Source organism: Nitrobacter winogradskyi (genome assembly GCF_006539545.1).
Taxonomy (GTDB): domain Bacteria; phylum Pseudomonadota; class Alphaproteobacteria; order Rhizobiales; family Xanthobacteraceae; genus Nitrobacter; species Nitrobacter winogradskyi_A.
This window is the reverse complement of sequence record NZ_BJNF01000036.1, coordinates 1-17902: the sequence shown is the minus strand read 5'-3', so window position 1 is coordinate 17902 and position 17902 is coordinate 1. Positions and strand designations below refer to the sequence as shown.

The following is a 17902-nucleotide window of genomic DNA, read 5'->3' as shown; positions in this document are numbered from 1 at the left end:
GCCGCTCTAGAGCGTTTTCGAGCGAAGCGGACACCGGTTCGCGTGAAGAAAACGCGTCAAAACAGTAATCTAGAGCCTCGCTTCTGATTCAAAGGCTCTAGGTTTTCCCGTTCTGCACGATCCGCGTCGTGCGCGAGTGATCGGACTCCAGGGCAATGTCAGGAGCGTGAGTTGAATCCGAGGAAACCGGCGATGGCCGATGAAGCGCGCTCGCGATTGGGACGCGGCCTTGCAAGCCTGATCGGCGATGTCGGCGGCGAGGCCGCGCACGCCGAGCGCCCGCGCGTGCAGCGCAAGGTGCCGATCGAATTCTTGCAACCCAATCCGCGCAATCCACGGCGCACGTTTTCCGATGTCGAGCTCGGCGAGTTGTCGGACTCCATCAAACAGCACGGCGTGATCCAGCCGATCGTGGTGCGGCCCGTGAAGGGGATGCAGGATCGCTTTGAGATCATCGCGGGCGAGCGTCGCTGGCGCGCGGCGCAATCCGCGGGGCTGCATGAGGTCCCGATCGTACCGGTCGACGTCAGCGATCATGTCGCGCTCGAGATCGCGATCGTCGAGAACGTGCAGCGCGAGGATCTCAACGCCATGGAAGAGGCGCAGGGCTATCACGCGCTCGCCAATGAATTCGAACGCACTCAGGACGACATCGCGAGGATCGTCGGCAAGAGCCGCAGCCACGTCGCCAACATGATGCGGCTGACGAAACTGCCGGACGATGTGCGGGCGCTGATCGCCTCCGGCGAACTGTCAGCGGGTCATGCGCGCGCGCTGATCGGTTTGCCTGATCCTTCCACCGCGGCGAAGCGCATCATCGCGGAACGTCTCAACGTGCGGCAGGCCGAGGCGCTCGCGCATGAGCAAGGCGTGCCGGAGCGCAAGCCGCAAAAGGCGCGCGCGGACAGGCCGCAGAAGGATCCGGATACGCTGGCGCTGGAAAAGCGCGTCAGCGACGCGCTCGGTCTCGCCGTCACGGTGGACCATAAGGACCCCGGCGGCGTCGTGCAGATCCGCTATCGCGACCTCGACCAGCTTGACGAGATTTTGAAAAGGTTGGATTCGAAGGGGACGTAGAACGTATCTGGTTCAATTGATCGGCGGAGTTACCCCCGTCTTCTGGCATTCACCGCGATCGACATCAGGGCGCGCTGCGCGATCGCTGGCGCCAGCGTCGCGTGCTTGCGAGTTTGCAACGCCGCGACGGCAAGCTGGTCCATCACCTGAACCAGCCGCGAGGCGCTGAAATGATTCAACGCCGTTTCCACGGCCGCCTTGCGCGAAAAATGCAGGCGCGGAAATCCGCGCTCAGTGGCCGATGAGGCCGGCGCGCCGTCTTCCATCAAAAGCGCGGCCTTGTGCAGGGCGGCGACAAAACGCTGCGCGGCCGAGATGACGAGGCCCGGATAGGTGCCGGCGACCATGGCCTTGGCGAACTCGGCTTCGACCGCCGCTGGCCTGCCGGCGAACGCGGCGTCGATGACGGGGTCGAGCTTGAAGTCGGATGCGTCGGAGACCACGGCCATGACGTCGAGGAGCGTGATCTCGCCTTGTCCATGAGCATAGAGCGCGATCTTGCGCAGCTCGTTGCGCGAGGCCTGGCGGTCGCCGCCGAGCAACGACATCAGCGTCGCGCGGGCGTCAGGCGCGATCTTCAGGTCGGAGGCGCGCAACTCCTCGTCGATCAGCCGCGCCAGATCGCGTTCGGTGTCGGGATAGCAGGCAATCGCCACCGCGTTCTTCGCGCGCTCGCAGGCCTTGCGCAGCGGCGATTCCGGTCTCAGTTCACCGGCCTCGATCACGATCCGGCAATCCTGGATGGTGGAATTCGCCAGCGTATCGACGCCGCTCGCGAAGCTGCGTGATCCCGCCTTGATCCGGATGGCGCGGCGGCCGCCGAACAGCGGCACCGTCATCGCCTCGTCGACCAGACGCGAGGGCTCGGCGGCGAGATCGTCGCCATCGAGCCGGACTAACGAAAACGGGTCGCCCGGGTCGTCAACGGCCGAGCTTATCAGGGCGTTGGCGCGCTCGCGCACCAGGCCGGCGTCGGGACCGTAGAGCAGGATGATCGGTCGGGCCGGATCGGGCCGGGCGAGAAAGCTGTCGATGTCCTTTCCGCGCAGCGCGACCATTCGCCGTCGATCAGGTGCCGGCGTAGAAGAACGAGGCCAGCCGGGTGTTGATGTTCTCGGCGATCTGCTCGGCGGCGCGGTCCTCCGCGTCACGGTAGGCGCGCGCGCGGGCGAAACGCTGGAACTGGCCGGGAATGTCATAGGAGGTGCGGGCGAAGGTGGTCGCGTTGAGGACGATCTTGCCGGAGGCGACCTCGATCAACTGATAGCTCGCATCGATGCCGAAGCTCTCATTGGAAGGCAGCGCGGTGCGGGGATCGAGCATCAGCGACGATCGGCTGATGCCGAAGCGGATCTTGAGCTGGTGCGTCGGCGGCGCGCCGGTGGCGTTGCCGTAAAGCTTGAACGCGAGCGAGTTGCGAAGGGCGACCCCGATCCGCGCGTCCGGCGACGCATTGGGCTTGTCGATCGGCAGCAGCTCGACGCCCATCAGCTTATCGCGAAGAGCCGGGCCGCCATCGCCGCGTTCGGCGTACATCGGACGGAAGCAGCCGGCCGTCAGCGCGGCCAGCACGGCGACGACGCCGATTCGGAGCGCGATGCGCGAACCGGCCCATTCTCCGCTCCGGCGAGCCGGCGATCTACCCCACCACATTCACGATCCTCTGCGGGACGATAATGATCTTTCGAGCCTGCTTGCCGCCCAGGGCCTGCTTTACCGCATCGAGCGCCAAAACGGCAGCCTCAATTTCCGGATTTCCGGCGCCGGACGCCACCGTCACCTCGCCCCGCTTCTTGCCGTTGACCTGCACCGGCAGCGTGATGCTGTCTTCAACCAGCAAATCGGGCTCGATTTGTGGCCACCGCGCTTCCGAGACCAGCCCGGTCTGCCCCAGCGCCCGTTGCCAGCACTCCTCGGCCAGATGCGGCATCATCGGGCTGAATATCTGCACCAGAATGATGGCCGCCTCGCGCAGGCTCCAACTCAAGTCCGGCGCCGGGGCGGACTTGTTGCTCCGGGAGCGGGCAAGGGCGTCGGCCAGTTCATTGGCGAACTCGCGGATGTTGGCGAGGCAGACGTTGAAATGCAGCCGCTCGATCCCGGTGGAGACCCTGTCGAGCGCGCCATGCGCCGCTTTGCGCAAGCCGCTCGCATCCGCGCCGAAAGTCGCGGGCCTGTCTGGCGGCGCGGCCTTGCCGGCGTCGGCCGCCTCGTTGACCAGCCGCCACAGCCGCTGCATGAAGCGCGCCGCGCCCTGCACGCCTTCCTCGCTCCAGATCACGTCGCGGTCCGGCGGCGAATCGGACAGCATGAACCAGCGCGCGGTGTCGGCGCCGTAGCTGCCGATGATGTCGTCGGGATCGACGGTGTTGCGCTTCGACTTCGACATCTTCTCGACCGCGCCGATCTCGACCGGTTCGCCGGTCGTGATCAGCGTGGCGCGGCGGTTGTTGCCGTCGACCTCGATCCGGATCTCCTCGGGCGAGGCCCAGCCGCCGTCGGGTTTGCGGTAGGTCTCGTGCACCACCATGCCTTGCGTGAACATGCCCTTGAACGGCTCGTCCATGCCGAGGTGGCCGGTGGCCTTCATCGCGCGGGTGAAGAAGCGCGAATAGAGCAGGTGCAGGATCGCGTGTTCGACGCCGCCGATATACTGGTCCACCGGCAGCATCCGGTCGGCGACCGCGCGCGTGGTCGGCGCGCTGTCGTTCCAGGGATCGGTGAAGCGCGCGAAATACCAGGACGAATCGACGAAAGTGTCCATGGTGTCGGTTTCGCGCGTGGCCTTTCCGCCGCATTGCGGGCAGGTGACGTGCTTCCAGGTTGGATGATGATCGAGCGCATTGCCCGGTTTGTCGAAGGTGACATCCTCCGGCAGCGTCACCGGCAGGTCCTTTTCCGGCACCGGCACCACGTCGCAGCTGGGACAGTGGATCACCGGGATCGGGCAGCCCCAGTAGCGCTGGCGCGAGATGCCCCAGTCGCGCAGGCGAAAATTCACCTTGCGCTCGGCGACGGGTTCGTTGCCGCGGGTCTCGCCTTCCAGGCGCTTGGCGACTTCCTCCTTCGCCGCGTCAGCGCTCATGCCGTCGAGGAAGCGGGAGTTGATCATCCGCCCATCGCCGTCATAGGCGGTGTCGGTGATGATAAAGCTCGCAGCATCCTGTCCCTCGGGACAGACCACCGGCACATTGCCGAGGCCGTATTTGTTGACGAAGTCGAGGTCGCGCTGGTCGTGCGCCGGGCAGCCGAAGATGGCGCCGGTGCCGTATTCCATCAGGATGAAGTTGGCGACATAGACCGGTAGGGTCCAGCCCGGGTCGAACGGATGGATCGCGCGGATGCCGGTGTCGAAACCCATCTTCTCCGCGGTGTCGATCTCGGCCTGCGCGGTGCCGCGCTGCTTGCATTCGGCGATGAATCCGGCGAGCGCGGGATTGTCTTTCGCCGCCGCTTGCGCGAGCGGATGATCCGGCGCGATCGCCATGAACCTCGCGCCGAACAGTGTGTCGGGGCGCGTGGTGAAGATTTTAAGCTCGCTCTCATTGTTCGGCGTCGTCGCCGCGTCGAGCACGAAGCGGATCAACAGGCCCTCGCTGCGGCCGATCCAGTTGCGCTGCATCAGCCGCACCTTGTCGGGCCAGCGGTCCAGTGTGCCGAGCGCGTCCAGCAGCTCCTGCGAGAATTTCGTGATCTTGAAGATCCACTGGTTCATCTCGCGCTGCTCGACCACGGCGCCGGAGCGCCAGCCGCGCCCGTCGATCACCTGCTCGTTGGCGAGCACGGTCATGTCGACCGGGTCCCAGTTGATCTTGCGCTTCTCGCGCTCCGCGAGACCGGCGCGCAGGAAGTCCAGGAACATCTTCTGCTGGTGCTTGTAATAGGAGGGATCGCAGGTCGCGATCTCCCTCGACCAGTCGAGCGACAGCCCGATCGACCGGAGCTGTTTCTTCATGGCCTTGATGTTGTCGTAGGTCCACGCCTTGGGCGCGATCCTGCGCTCGATCGCGGCGTTCTCGGCCGGCAGGCCGAAGGCGTCCCAGCCCATCGGATGCAGCACGTTGTAGCCCCTGGCGCGCATGTAGCGCGCGATCACATCGCCGAGCGTGTAGTTGCGGACATGGCCGATGTGGATGCGCCCGGACGGATAGGGGAACATCTCCAGCACGTAGTATTTTTCGCGCGGATCGTCGTTCTTGGTGGCGAAGATCGCCTGCCTGTCCCACTCGGCTTGCCAGCGCGGTTCGGCGTCACGGGCGTTGTAACGTTCTGAGGTCATGGAATCGCGGAATTTTTCGTGATTTGCGGGCATCGAAAGATGGCGCGACTAGGCCATGAAAGCGGACCGGGGGTCAACGGGCCGGGCGGGCGTTGCTCGCGGTTTGCAAGCGGTGTGGTTTTGCGGTGTAAGCGGGGACGTTTCCCGCCTTCCGGAGTGACCCGATGGCCGACCTCGCAGCTTTCCCGATCACCCGCCGCTGGCCGGCCGCCTACCCGGATCGTCTGCAGCTCTATTCGGTGCCGACGCCCAACGGGGTGAAGGTCTCGATCATGCTGGAGGAAACCGGGCTGCCCTATGAGCCGCATTTCGTCGATTTCGGCAGGAACGAACAGAAGAGCCCGGAATTCGTCTCGCTCAATCCCAACGGCAGGATCCCGGCGATCCTCGATCCCGACGGTCCCGGCGGCAAGCCGCTCGCCTTGTTCGAGTCGGGCGCGATCCTGCAATATCTCGCCGAGAAGACCGGACAGTTCCTGCCCGCCGATCCGGCGCGGCGCTGGCAGACCCTGCAGTGGCTGCACTTCCAGATGGGCGGCGTCGGGCCGATGTTTGGGCAGGTGGGATTCTTCCATAAGTTCGCCGGCCGGGATTTTCAGGACAAGCGGCCGCGCGACCGCTATGTGGCCGAATCGACGCGGCTGCTCGGCGTCATGGAGGCGCATCTGGCGACGCATCGGTGGTTTGCGGGCGACGACTACACCATCGCGGATATTGCGATGCTGGGATGGGTGTGGAATCTGATCGGGTTCTATGATGCGCGCGATCTCGTCGGATTCGATCGTTTCCGCCATGTCGGGGGCTGGCTGCAGCGGGGGCTGGCGCGCCCGGCGGTGCAGCGCGGCCTCGCAATACCGGCGCGGCCATGACAACGGGTGAAACGGCGCCGGTCAACGGTCTTGCATCCGTGGAAGCTGAAATCGTCCGGGCGTGCCGGGACGCGCGGCGCGAGCGTTCCTCGGTGACGCTGGTGGCGGTGTCGAAAACCTTCGATACCGATGCGATCACGCCGGTGATCGCAGCCGGACAGCAGGTTTTCGGAGAGAATCGCGTGCAGGAGGCGCAGCGAAAGTGGCCCGAGCTGATCGCGGCGCATCCCGGCCTCGCGCTGCATCTGATCGGTCCGTTGCAGTCCAACAAGGCGAAGGAAGCTGTCGCCTTGTTCGACGCCATCCATTCGGTCGACCGTCCGAGCCTTTGTGAAGCCCTGGCCAGGGAAATCGACAGGCAGAATCGGCGGCCGTCCCTGTTCGTGCAGATTAACACCGGTGAGGAGCCGCAGAAGGCCGGGGTCACGCCGTCCGATGCCGACGACTTCATCGCGCGCTGCCGCGACACCCATGGCCTGACGATCTCGGGCCTGATGTGCATTCCGCCGATGGACGATGCGCCCGCGCCGCATTTCGCGCTCACCGCGAAAATCGCCAGGCGTAACGGGCTCAAGCAACTGTCGATGGGCATGAGCGCGGACTTCGCCATAGCGATCGCGCTCGGCGCGACCCATGTCAGGGTCGGCTCGGCGATCTTTGGGACGCGGTAGAATCCTGTACGCCGTTGTCGTGAAAGGCGGAGCGGGACACGACTCCGGTCTCATCCGGTCGTCATGGCCGGATTTATTCCGGCCATCCACGTCTTGACGGCGAGGCGCGGACTCCGTCGATCACGTTCTCGGTCAGGCCATCGATACGACGGCGCGATCTCCCTCTACCCGATCACGATTTTCGTGCATGGGCTTATCCGCCGCAACAGCCGCAGCATGGCGGGTTGCGTCATCGCCACGCATCCGGCGGTCGGGCCGAAGTTGTCGCGCGCCAGATGCAGGAACACGGCGCTGCCGCGCCCCGCGACGCGGGGGCGGGTGTTGTGATCGATCTCGATGATGAAGTCGTAGAGATGATCGTCGCGCGTCAGCCGGTCCCCGGCCGCATTCGGCGTCAGTCGGATCGGCCGGTTGTAGCGCCGGTCGGCGGGGTCCTCGCACCATCCATCCATGGGCGTGATCGCGCGAACCGGCAGAAGCGTCCGTGGCCGCGGGTGCCGGTCAGGCCGCCACCATAACCTTAGCGGCCGGAAGACCCCCCTCGGGGTCGCGCCGTCGCCCTCGCGCTTATTGGCCCGGATGCCGCCGCGGCCGAGCGTCACCGCGATCGCCTGCCCTTCGGCGATCAGCCAGCCGCGCTGCGGTCGCCCGGCGGCGGCCCGAATGCGGATCGCCGCGAGCGGACGATCACAGGAATTTGTGGTACAAGGCATTGAAGAGCATGAGCTTTGCATGGAATGGAGGAGCTCCCGCGCACTCTCAGCCGAAAAGCCGACCCTGCACGCTTGATGGACAGGGATTCATCCAAATTCGCCTCAGTCTGGGGTAGACTCAAGTTTCGACGATGAATCGCTGCAAATTACCGCTGCAAATTACCGCTGCAAATTCATGTGTGCCCGGACGAATCGGGACTTAAAACACCTGATGAAGGTCGCTGGCGCGCCCCGCCGGGTGTTTCAGCCGCCAGGAGGATTGCATAGATGGCCAACGCCCGCAAAATCCTGATCGTGGACGACGATAACGACCTGCGCGATACGCTGGTCGAGCAACTGTCGCTGCATGAGGAATTCGAGGCGTCCGCCGTGGATACCGGCGCGAAGGGCGCCAGCGCCGCCAGATCCTGTTCGCCCGATCTCGTGCTGATGGACGTCGGCCTGCCGGATACGGACGGGCGCGAAGTGGTGCGCAGCCTGCGCAAGGGCGGCTTCAAGGCTCCGATCATCATGCTTACCGGTCACGACACCGATTCGGACACCATTCTGGGCCTTGAGTCCGGCGCCAATGACTATATCGCCAAGCCGTTCCGGTTCGCGGTGCTGCTGGCGCGCATCCGCGCGCAGTTGCGCCAGCACGAGGCCAGCGAGGACGCGGTGTTCTCGGTCGGACCCTACAGTTTCCGGCCCGGCGCCAAGATGCTGACGACCGGCAATGGCAAGAAGGTGCGGCTGACCGAGAAGGAGACGGCGATTCTGCGCTTCCTGTACCGGGCCGGCCAGATGTCGGTGTCGCGCGACACGCTGCTGCAGGAGGTCTGGGGATACAATTCCGGCGTCACCACCCACACCCTGGAAACCCACATCTACCGGTTGCGCCAGAAGATCGAGAAAGACGCCGCCAATCCGGAAATTCTGGTCACCGAGGCCGGTGGCTATAAGCTCGTGCCCTGAATTTTAGCGTTTTCGAGCGAAGCATGTCTTCGGGGCTGGACCCGAGGAGGGATGCCGGTTCGCGGAAAGAAAACGCGACAGGTTGACGACTCATGTCGGCTCCCGTCAAAACAGCATCTGGATGATCCGGGATGGATCATCGAACCGGTTCTGCATGTCGATCGACGATGACGTTGTCCTGCTTGAGCGCGTCCCGACCCTGCGCCTGCTGGGCGCGGAGGCCCTGCGCGTGCTTGCCATCGGCGCCGAACAGCAGCAGTTCGCCAGCGGGTCGATCCTGTTCCGCGCCGGTGACGAGGCGGACGGGGGATATGTGGTTCAGGAAGGCGGCTTTCGCATCCACGTCCCGAACGGCCGCGATCGGAAAGTTGTCGCCGAGCGCGGCACGCTGATCGGCGAACTGGCCCTGATCGTGCCGATATCACGGCCGGCCACCGCGATCGCGCGTGAATATTCGATGGTCATCCGCATTCCGCGCACCCTGTTTCTGCGCGTGCTCGACAGCTATCCCGCCGCCGCCCAGCGCCTTCGCGACGAATTCGCCAATCGTACCCGGCAAACCACCAGCGACATCCTGATGGCGTCGGCGAAGCTGAGCAGCTGATCATCGCGTTTTTCAGAGCCTCGCTTCCGATTTCGTCGGAAGCGAAAAGGCTATAGCCGCGTTGCCGTCACACGGGTTCTCGCCCCACCGCGGCAAAGGTGCTTACACCTCGATCACGGCTGTCACCGGCACATGATCGGATGGACGCTCCCAGCCGCGAGCGTCGCGGGTGATGCGAAAGTCGCGGATTCCGTCGCGCAGCGCCTCCGAGACCCAGATATGATCGAGCCTGCGGCCGCGATTGGCGGCAACCCAGTCGGCGGCGCGATAGCTCCACCACGTATAGACTTTCTCCGACATCGGGATCCGCGCGCGAGCGATGTCGATCCAGTTGCCGCGATCCTGCACGCCGAGCAGCTTTTCGCATTCGATCGGTGTGTGCGAGACGATCTTGAGGAGCTGCTTGTGCGACCAGACGTCGTTCTCATGCGGAGCGACGTTGAGATCGCCGACCAGCACATGCCGGTCGCCGTTGCCCGGATGCAGCGGCGCGCAGCCTTTCATCTCGTCGAGAAACTGCAGCTTGTGAGCGAACTTCGGATTGAGCGCGGGATCGGGAACGTCGCCGCCCGCGGGCACGTAGAAGTTATGCAGCACCAGCGGCGCGGCGAGACCCGCCTCGCCGCCGAGGATCACGCTGACGTGGCGGGAGTCGATCTTGTCGCAGAATGTGCGGATGTTGCTGGCGTCGAAAGGCAGCTTCGAGACTACCGCCACCCCGTGATATCCCTTCTGGCCGTTGAGCGCGATATGCTCATAGCCGAGCCGGTGGAAATGTTTCAGCGGGAAGGCGTCATCGGGGCATTTGGTTTCCTGCAGGCACAGAACGTCCGGCTGCTGCGCTTTCAGAAATTTGGCGACGAGATCGATGCGCAGCCGCACCGAGTTGATGTTCCAGGTGGTCAAGGTGAGATGCATGAGGTGCTGTTACAGTCGATGTTTATTCCCCTCACCCGCCCTCGCGGATGCTCGGGCATCCTCTCCCACAAGGCGAGAGGGAAAGGAAGAGGACTTCAGCGCTCAGTTATTGGTCGATGCCGGATGCATGGTGTCATTGATCCTGAACAGCGCGGGATCGAGCTTCGCTGTCGGGTTCAGATTGTAGATCGCCACCGTGGTGTCGTAACCTTGCGGATCGGTGATGGTCCACTGCTTGAGCTTGCCGTCCTTGACGCCGACCATGAACATGAGGCGGGAGGTGCCGACCAGCGCCTGCTTTTCTTCGATGATGACGCTGATGTAGAGATCGTCCGATGTCACGGCGACGACGTTGGTGTCCCTCATCAGGTCGATACGGTCCGACAACAGATAGCGCAGCGGCGTTTGCGACAGCGGGTATACATCCTGGGTCGCGAGCCTGGTGTCGCGAATGACGAGCGACGAGCCGTCGGAGATCATCGCGATCGGCGATGGAGGATCGTATTCGAACCGAACCTTGCCCGGTTTCTGGATGTAGAATTCGCCGGTCGAGCGGCTGCCGTCAGGGCCGACCTGCACGAACTTTCCGGCCAGCGTCCGCAGCGACGACAGGTAGCTGCTGACCCGGGCCGCCGCCGCCTTCTGATTCGCGTCGAAAGTTGCAAAAATATTGGCCGGTACGTTGCGGCGCGGGTCGGGAATGATCGGGTCGGGCGGCCGCGTGGTTCCCGTGACTTCAGGCTTGCCGGCCTGAGCCAGCAGCATCGCGGGCTCCCCGGCGCGAAGAACCTCGGGCGCCGGTTGCGGGATCGGCACGGCTTCGGCGAGGGTGGGCGGTACAAAAAGGCTCGTGGTCAGCGCCGCGGCGAGTCCGGCCATGACGACGTGCGCACCGGCGCGGATCGGACGGCTGGCCGCGGAGGGATGTGTCACGTCTCTGCTCAATGTTTCGTCCTGTCCGCCCGAGGTGTGCTTTCTAGAGCCTTTCCGCTTCTGATTGAATCAGAAGCGGGGCACTCAGATATTGTTTTGACGCGTTTTCTTCACGCGAACCGGATTCCATCCTTAGGGCTCAAGCCCGGGGACATGCTTCGTTCGAAAACGCTCTAGTGGTCCGATTCTAACATTCGCATCCCGTTTCAGCATGCTTTCCTGCGAAGGTTAGAATCGAAAGACCACTAGCAAATATAAGCCGCTCGTGGAGTTTTGAATTCGACATTCGCATCCGCGACGCGCGGCCGAAAGGGTCTCGCGCAGCGCTGTGGCGATTTCGCGACTCCGAAAAACGTGATCAACGTGATCGTCATGAATCAGAAGTGACCTTCTTCTTCCTCGACCAGGATTTCGCGCTTTCCTGCGTGATTGGCCTGCCCGACGATGCCTTCGAGTTCCATGCGCTCCATCAGCGAGGCGGCGCGGTTGTAGCCGATCTGGAGGCGGCGCTGAATGTAGCTGGTGGAGGCCTTGCGGTCGCGCTTCACGATCGCGACCGCCTGTGCGAACAGATCGCCGCCGCCGTCGCTGCCCATGCTCGTGCCGTCGAACACCGCGCCATCCTCGCCCTCGGCGGGTTCTTCGGCCGTGACCGCCTCGAGATACTCGGGCGCGCCTTGCGTCTTGAGGTGGCGAACCACCTTCTCGACTTCTTCATCCGACGCAAACGGCCCATGGACGCGCGAGATGCGTCCGCCGCCCGCCATGTAAAGCATGTCGCCCTGGCCGAGCAGTTGCTCGGCGCCCATTTCGCCGAGAATGGTGCGGCTGTCGATCTTCGACGTCACCTGGAAGGCGATGCGGGTCGGGAAGTTGGCCTTGATGGTGCCGGTGATGACGTCGACCGACGGACGCTGGGTCGCGAGGATGACATGAAGGCCGGCGGCGCGCGCCATCTGCGCAAGTCGCTGGACCGCGCCCTCGATATCCTTGCCGGCGACCATCATCAGGTCGGCCATTTCATCCACGATGATGACGATGAAGGGCAGCGGTTCGAATTCCAGCTTCTCTTCCTCGTAGATCGCCTTGCCGGTCTCCTTGTCGAAGCCGGTATGCACCGTGCGCGTCAGATCCTCGCCCTTGGTCTTGGCGTCGACGAGACGGGTATTGTAGCCGTCGATGTTGCGCACGCCGAGCTTGGCCATCTTCTTGTAGCGCTCTTCCATCTCGCGCACGGCCCATTTCAGCGCGACCACCGCCTTCTTCGGGTCGGTGACGACCGGCGTCAGCAGATGCGGGATGCCGTCATAGACCGAGAGTTCGAGCATCTTCGGATCGACCATGATGAGACGGCACTGATCGGGCCGCAGCCGGTACAACAGGCTGAGAATCATGGTGTTGATCGCGACCGATTTGCCGGAGCCGGTGGTGCCGGCGATCAGCATATGCGGCGTGCGCGCGAGATCGATGATGACGGGGTCGCCGCCGATGGTCTTGCCGAGGCAGAGCGGCAGCTTGGCGACCGACTCGGTCGCCTCCCTGGCGGTGAGCAGCTCCCGCAGGTACACCTTCTCGCGATGCGCGTTCGGCAGCTCGATGCCGATGGCGTTGCGGCCGGGAACGACGGCGACGCGCGCCGACAGGGCGCTCATCGAACGCGCGATATCGTCGGCGAGGCCGATGACGCGCGCCGACTTGATGCCGGGCGCGGGCTCCAGTTCATACAGCGTGACCACCGGTCCGGGATTGGCTTTCACGATCTCGCCGCGCACGCCGAAGTCGCCAAGCACGCCTTCCAGCGCCCGCGAATTGGCTTCCAGCTCGGACTTGCTGAGCGGCTGGCGGTCGGAGGCGCGCGGCGCGCTCAGAACGTTGACAGAGGGCAGCTCGAACTTGCCGGCTTTCTTCGCCGGCTGGCGGGGAGCGGCCTTCCGGCGTGGCGCGGCGACGACCGGCGCCGCATCGTCTTCCTCATCTTCCTCCGCTTCGTCCTCCGGATCATCGTCAAGCTCGTCATCGATGTCGTCGTCATGGCCGGCGCGACCCGGCGCCAGGGAGGGAGCGATGGGTCCGCCGCCGAGATTGGGCTCCTGGCGCTCGAACGCCAGCGCACCGGAATTCCGTGGCGCGCTCGACACCAGCGACTTGTAGGCCAGCGCAAGCAGCGCACCGAGCTTCAGGCGCTTGAGCCGCGCCTTCGCGCTCATCAGCGCGTGAACCGCCCAGCCTAGCGAGACCGAGGCGTGGTCGTCGCCCTCATCGAACGGCGCGTCGTCCTCGATTTCGGGCGATTCTTCGGCCGGCCGCGATCGCACGCCGCTGGCCCAAAGGAACGTCGCCGCCATGACCAGAAGCATGATCGCGCCGAGCACGATGCTTTGCAGCACGCCTGCCGGGCCGAACATAATCGCGGGCGCCCGCACCAGCGCGTCGCCGACCACGCCGCCGAGACCGGTGGGCAGCGGCCAGGCGCCGTTATGGGGCCAGCAACTGGCGAAGCCGGCGGCGGATGTGGTGCAAAGAATCCAGCAGGCGAGACGCGAGGCCTCGCGATCGAACGGGCGATGGGTCAGCATCCGCCATCCCCAGATCGCCACCGGCAGGATCAGCATGATCGCGCCGAGGCCGAGAATCTGCATCAGGAGATCCGCGCCGATCGCGCCGGGATAGCCGAGGACGTTGTGGATCGGGCGCGAGGTGGCGTGGCTGAGACTCGGGTCCTGCACCGACCACGACATCAGCGCGGCCGCGGCCGCGCCCGACAATCCGATCAGGCCGAGCCCGGTTAGTTCGCGCAGGCGCCGGGCCAGCGGCTCGCGGATCGACGGCGGTATCTGATCGACGATGGGAAGAAGGCGTTCGATCGCTGCCATGCTCATGGTGCCCCGCGATTAACCGAGAGTTTTCACCAGCCGCTGCAACGCCTCGGCCGTGGTTTCGATGTCCGCCACCAGCGCCAGGCGGATATAGCCCGCGCCGGGATTGCCGCCGCCGGCTTGCGGCCGCGCCAGATAGCTTCCGGGCACGACGCGCAGGCCGGCCTCCCTGTAAAGCCTGATCGTCGCGGCCTCGTCGCCTCCATAAGCGGAGACATCCAGCCAGAGGCAGAAGCCGCCGGCGGGCCTCGCATAGCCGTAGCGAGCGCCGATGATCTCATCGGCGAGATCGAACTTGAGCCGGTAGAGCCGTCGGTTCTCCTCGACATGGGCCTCGTCGCCATAGGCGGCCACGCCGACATGCTGCAGCGGCACCGGCACCTGCGGCGCGGCGACGTTGCGCAGCTCATGGAACGCGCTGAGGAAATTCCGGTCTCCGGCGACGAAGCCGACGCGCAGCCCCGGCAGGTTCGAGCGTTTGGAGAGCGACTGGAACGCGATCACGTTGGCGAAGTCCGGCCCCGCGCATTCCAGCGCGCTGCCGGGTGGATTTTGCGTGTAGATCTCTGAGTAGCATTCGTCCGAGAACACGAGAAAACCGTGACGGCGCGCTAGCGCGATCAGGCGCGCGAGGTAATCGCGCGAAGCCACCGCGCCCTGCGGATTGGCGGGCGAGGCGAGATAGATCGCGACCGTCCGCGCCAGCGTGGACTCGTCGAGCGCATCGAGGTCGGGCAGGAAGCCGTTGGCGCCCGTGGCCGGCAGGAAAATGGTTTCGCAATTGGCGGCGCGCGCGCCCGCGCCATAGGCCGGGTAAAACGGGTTCGGCATCAGGATGGCCGGCGGGCCCTTGCGCGGCGCAATGTTGCGGGCGGCGGCGATCGCGGCGTAAAACAGCCCCTCGCGGCTGCCGTTCAGCGCCAGAATCTCGGTGTCGGGATCGATCGCGCGCGGCAGCGCGAAGCGCCGCGACAGCCAGTCCGCGGCGGCGCGGCGGAACGGCTCAATTCCACGCGCCATCGGGTATCGCCTGAACTCGTCGATATGCCGGGACAGGATCGGGCCGACGAAATCGGGCGGCGGGTGCTGCGGCTCGCCCAGCGACAGGTTGATCAGGGACTGTTCCGGCTTGTAGGGCGCAAGCAACTCCGCCGTCCGCGCGAACGGCGACCGCTCGCTCGCAGCCGTCAACGCGGCCGGGCCGGCGGCGGACGGGGACGCGCCGGCGGCGAGCTGAGTCGGGCGGGCAGCGCCTTGCGCCGCGCGCGATGAAGCGGGGGTTGCCATCGGTTAAGCGTCAACACTTTCAACACGTTCGGCCGCAGGTCGAGGCCGAACGAAAGAGGGTTGAGTAAGCTTAGCTGCGGCCGGGTTAAGACGCGATTAACCATCGGGGAGAGGGCATGGTTTTGCGGGTGCTCCTTGGTTGAGGGAACTTCCGGTTTCTACCTGGCTGCCAAAGCGGTATTTATGAGAGATGGGAATAAAAGCTATCGGCTTGTAACTTGAAATTATTCAACGAGTAGCAACATTAGACCCGATTGCTCGCGCCGTTCACTGCCGGGCTTCCAGCTGAATGCGTTGAGCCTCCAGACCCGGAAGGGCAACCCTGCCTAGGCGATTACAAGCCCCGGCAGGGCCTTTTCGTTTTAGAGCCGGTTTCTTGGCCTTCTTACTTGCGAGAAGCGCAACGATTTCGTCGCGAATCGGACTCTGTGACAGTCGCCTACAACGCCTCGCCCTTGAGCAGCCGCGGTACTTCGCCAGTCAGTCCGGCCGCCTGGCGAATGAAGGCGTTCTTCAAAGGCGGCATTCGGTCGACCAGACCGAGCCCGATGTCGCGCACGCTGCGCAACAGCGTCGATTCGTTGGAGAACAGCACGTTGAGCGTGTTGGTGGCGAAGCCCATCGCCATGGTGTCGAAGCGCCGCCAGCGCTGATAGCGCTCCAGCACGTCGGCCTGCCCCGGATCGATGCCGAGCCTGACGGCATCGACCACGACTTCGGCCAGCGCCGCGACATCCTTCAGTCCGAGGTTGAGGCCCTGTCCCGCGATCGGATGGATCACATGCGCCGCGTCGCCCACCAGCGTCAGCCGCTCCGCGATGAACGAGCGCGCGACAAAATACTGAAGCGGAAACGCGCGCGGCTTGTCGAGCGCCTTGACCTCGCCGAGGTGAAGGCCGAAGCGCTGTTCCAGCTCGGTGTGAAATTCCTCGTCAGGCAACGCGACGATGCGCGCCGCCTCCGCCCGCTTCTCGGTCCACACCAGCGACGAGCGCCTGCCCGTCAGCGGCAGGATCGCGAACGGCCCGGCGGGAAGAAAATGCTCTTCGGCGCGGCCCTGATGATCGCGCTCGTGGCCGACAGTGACGACGATGCCGGACTGATCATACTCCCAGCCGTGGGTGGCGATCCCGGCGCGCTCCCGCAGCTTCGAGCGCGCGCCGTCGGCCGCGACCAGAAGGCTCGCCTCGATCGTCGAGCCGTCGGCCAGCGAGACGGTGACGCCGCCGGGCCGGACATCGTTTCCTGTCACCGCCGTGGCGCGCAGATCGACGCCCGCGGCTTCCGCGCGCGACGCCAGCGCCTCGATCAGGTAGCGGTTCTCCACCATGTGCGCGAACGGCTCGCCGGGCTGGACGTTGCCGGCGAAGGTCAGGAACACCGGACGGGTGGCGTCCTCAAGCTTCGAATCGGTGACCACCATGTCGAGCATCGGCTGCGCGGTCGCGGCCACCTCGTCCCAGACCCCGAGCGCCTCGAACAGCCGGCGGCACGCGGCGACGATAGCGGTGGCGCGCGGATCGCGGCTCGGCCGGTTCGCCAGCATCGGATCGGCGACCACGATCGGAATTTCAGCGCCAAGCCCCTGACGCAGCGCCAGCGCCAGCGCCAGCCCGGCAAATGCGCCGCCGCAGATGACAATGCTCTGTTGTGTCGTCATGGTACGTACGCCTTGCTTCTATGCTGCCGCAGTATAGCCGGACGAAACCTGTTTCCAAACGTTGCTTCCTTAGCAACCGCCTGGACCGTATCGTCGTTTCAGGCGCTTGGAGGCCGCGAACCCGGACTAACGATATGACAATGCATGAGTTCATGTTGAAAGCGCCTTGATGTCCGAAAGCCTGACCGATCTGATCTCGATCCTCGATCTGGAGCCGATCGAGGAAAACCTGTTTCGCGGCAGCAGCCCGAAGACGGGTTGGCAGCGGGTGTTCGGCGGGCAGGTGATCGGGCAGGCGATGGCCGCGGCCTGCCGCACCGTGGAAGGCCGCCTGCCGCACTCGCTGCATTGCTACTTCATCCTGCCGGGCGACCCCGCCGTTCCGATCATCTATCAGGTGGAGCGGCTGCGCGACGGCAAGAGCTATGCGACGCGGCGCGTCACCGCGATCCAGCACGGCCGCGCCATCTTCTCGATCATGGTCTCGTTCCATGTGGACGAGGAGGGCGCCTTCAATCATCAGGAGAGAATGCCGGACGTGCCGCCGCCCGAGCAGCTTTCGCCGGAGGAATTCATCAAGCAGCCGGTGTTCAGGGAGATGCCGGAGTTCATCCGCCGCTACTACGAATCGGACCGGCCGATCGACCTGCGCCCGGTCGAGCTCAATCGCTACTTCGGCGAGAAGATCGGGGACGGCCGCGTCCATGTCTGGATCCGCACGGCGGCGAAACTGCCCGACGACCCGGCGCTGCACATGTGCGCGCTGGCCTATGCGTCGGATTTCGCGCTGCTGGATGCGGTGATGGCGCGCTACGGCCGCACCCTGTTCGACAGGCACATGATGGCTGCCTCGCTCGATCACGCCATGTGGTTTCACCGCCCGTTCCGCGCCGACGAATGGCTGCTCTACGCGCAGGATTCGCCGAGCGCGCAGAGCGGCCGTGGCCTCGCGCGCGGCCTGATCTTCAGGCAGGACGGCACGCTGATCGCATCGGTGGCGCAGGAAGGCTCGGTCCGAGAGCGGCGCTAGAGCCTTTTCGCTTCTGATGGAATCAGAAGCG

At 64.9% G+C, this 17902-nt stretch carries 15 protein-coding genes; 6 read left to right on the top strand and 9 right to left on the bottom strand.

Annotation, left to right across the window (positions count from 1 at the left end; translation table 11 throughout):
- Positions 1–192: 192 nt before the first annotated feature.
- Positions 193–1077, top strand: coding sequence for a ParB/RepB/Spo0J family partition protein (locus NWI01_RS07885; protein WP_141383331.1), 885 nt, complete (start codon positions 193–195; stop codon positions 1075–1077).
- A 29-nt stretch (positions 1078–1106) separates the two neighbouring features.
- Here NWI01_RS07885 and holA read toward each other — a convergent pair whose 3' ends face one another.
- From holA to leuS, 3 genes are read right to left on the bottom strand one after another with little or no spacing between them, the layout of a single operon-like run.
- A complete protein-coding gene (holA, locus tag NWI01_RS07880) occupies positions 1107–2135 on the bottom strand; it encodes a DNA polymerase III subunit delta (RefSeq protein ID WP_141383330.1) in 1029 nt (342 codons plus the stop codon).
- 10 nt (positions 2136–2145) lie between these two features.
- Positions 2146–2730: an LPS assembly lipoprotein LptE gene (gene lptE / locus NWI01_RS07875; protein WP_141383329.1), complete on the bottom strand. Its 585-nt coding sequence runs from the start codon at positions 2728–2730 to the stop codon at positions 2146–2148.
- Complete coding sequence (leuS, locus tag NWI01_RS07870) at positions 2717–5356, bottom strand: leucine--tRNA ligase (RefSeq protein WP_141383328.1); 2640 nt, start codon at positions 5354–5356, stop codon at positions 2717–2719. Before leuS ends, lptE begins: the two co-directional genes overlap by 14 nt.
- 164 nt (positions 5357–5520) lie before the next feature.
- Between leuS and NWI01_RS07865 the strand changes: the two genes are divergently transcribed.
- The gene (locus NWI01_RS07865; protein WP_141383327.1) at positions 5521–6225 is read left to right on the top strand and encodes a glutathione S-transferase N-terminal domain-containing protein; all 705 of its coding nucleotides are present in this window, start codon (positions 5521–5523) and stop codon (positions 6223–6225) included.
- On the top strand, positions 6222–6896 hold the full coding sequence (locus tag NWI01_RS07860; RefSeq protein WP_141383326.1) for a YggS family pyridoxal phosphate-dependent enzyme: 675 nt from the start codon (positions 6222–6224) through the stop codon (positions 6894–6896). Before NWI01_RS07865 ends, NWI01_RS07860 begins: the two co-directional genes overlap by 4 nt.
- Before the next feature lie 164 nt (positions 6897–7060).
- Here NWI01_RS07860 and NWI01_RS07855 read toward each other — a convergent pair whose 3' ends face one another.
- A complete protein-coding gene (locus NWI01_RS07855) occupies positions 7061–7609 on the bottom strand; it encodes a L,D-transpeptidase family protein (RefSeq protein ID WP_244613689.1) in 549 nt (182 codons plus the stop codon).
- 267 nt (positions 7610–7876) lie between these two features.
- Between NWI01_RS07855 and NWI01_RS07850 the strand changes: the two genes are divergently transcribed.
- Both NWI01_RS07850 and NWI01_RS07845 read left to right on the top strand, forming a co-directional pair.
- On the top strand, positions 7877–8563 hold the full coding sequence (locus tag NWI01_RS07850; RefSeq protein WP_011313424.1) for a response regulator transcription factor: 687 nt from the start codon (positions 7877–7879) through the stop codon (positions 8561–8563).
- Positions 8564–8717: 154 nt separating this feature from the next.
- Positions 8718–9167, top strand: a complete 450-nt coding sequence (locus NWI01_RS07845; RefSeq protein WP_041344626.1) for a cyclic nucleotide-binding domain-containing protein — start codon at positions 8718–8720, stop codon at positions 9165–9167.
- A gap of 102 nt (positions 9168–9269) precedes the next feature.
- Here the strand turns inward: NWI01_RS07845 and NWI01_RS07840 are convergent, their stop codons facing one another.
- From NWI01_RS07840 to NWI01_RS07820, 5 genes are all read right to left on the bottom strand, one after another.
- Complete coding sequence (locus tag NWI01_RS07840) at positions 9270–10085, bottom strand: exodeoxyribonuclease III (RefSeq protein ID WP_141383324.1); 816 nt, start codon at positions 10083–10085, stop codon at positions 9270–9272.
- A gap of 102 nt (positions 10086–10187) precedes the next feature.
- Positions 10188–10964, bottom strand: coding sequence for an outer membrane lipoprotein carrier protein LolA (locus NWI01_RS07835; RefSeq protein ID WP_141383332.1), 777 nt, complete (start codon positions 10962–10964; stop codon positions 10188–10190).
- Between the two features lie 431 nt (positions 10965–11395).
- Positions 11396–13897 (bottom strand): DNA translocase FtsK, encoded by a 2502-nt coding sequence (locus NWI01_RS07830; RefSeq protein WP_141383323.1) that lies wholly within the window; start codon positions 13895–13897, stop codon positions 11396–11398.
- Positions 13898–13909: 12 nt separating this feature from the next.
- Positions 13910–15181 (bottom strand): aminotransferase class I/II-fold pyridoxal phosphate-dependent enzyme, encoded by a 1272-nt coding sequence (locus NWI01_RS07825; RefSeq protein ID WP_141383322.1) that lies wholly within the window; start codon positions 15179–15181, stop codon positions 13910–13912.
- A gap of 439 nt (positions 15182–15620) precedes the next feature.
- Positions 15621–16841 carry a ubiquinone biosynthesis hydroxylase gene (locus NWI01_RS07820; protein WP_141383321.1) on the bottom strand — a complete coding sequence of 407 codons (1221 nt, stop codon included), beginning with the start codon at positions 16839–16841 and terminating at the stop codon, positions 15621–15623.
- A gap of 169 nt (positions 16842–17010) precedes the next feature.
- Between NWI01_RS07820 and tesB the strand changes: the two genes are divergently transcribed.
- On the top strand, positions 17011–17871 hold the full coding sequence (tesB, locus tag NWI01_RS07815; RefSeq protein ID WP_141383320.1) for an acyl-CoA thioesterase II: 861 nt from the start codon (positions 17011–17013) through the stop codon (positions 17869–17871).
- The last annotated feature ends 31 nt before the right edge of the window (positions 17872–17902 follow it).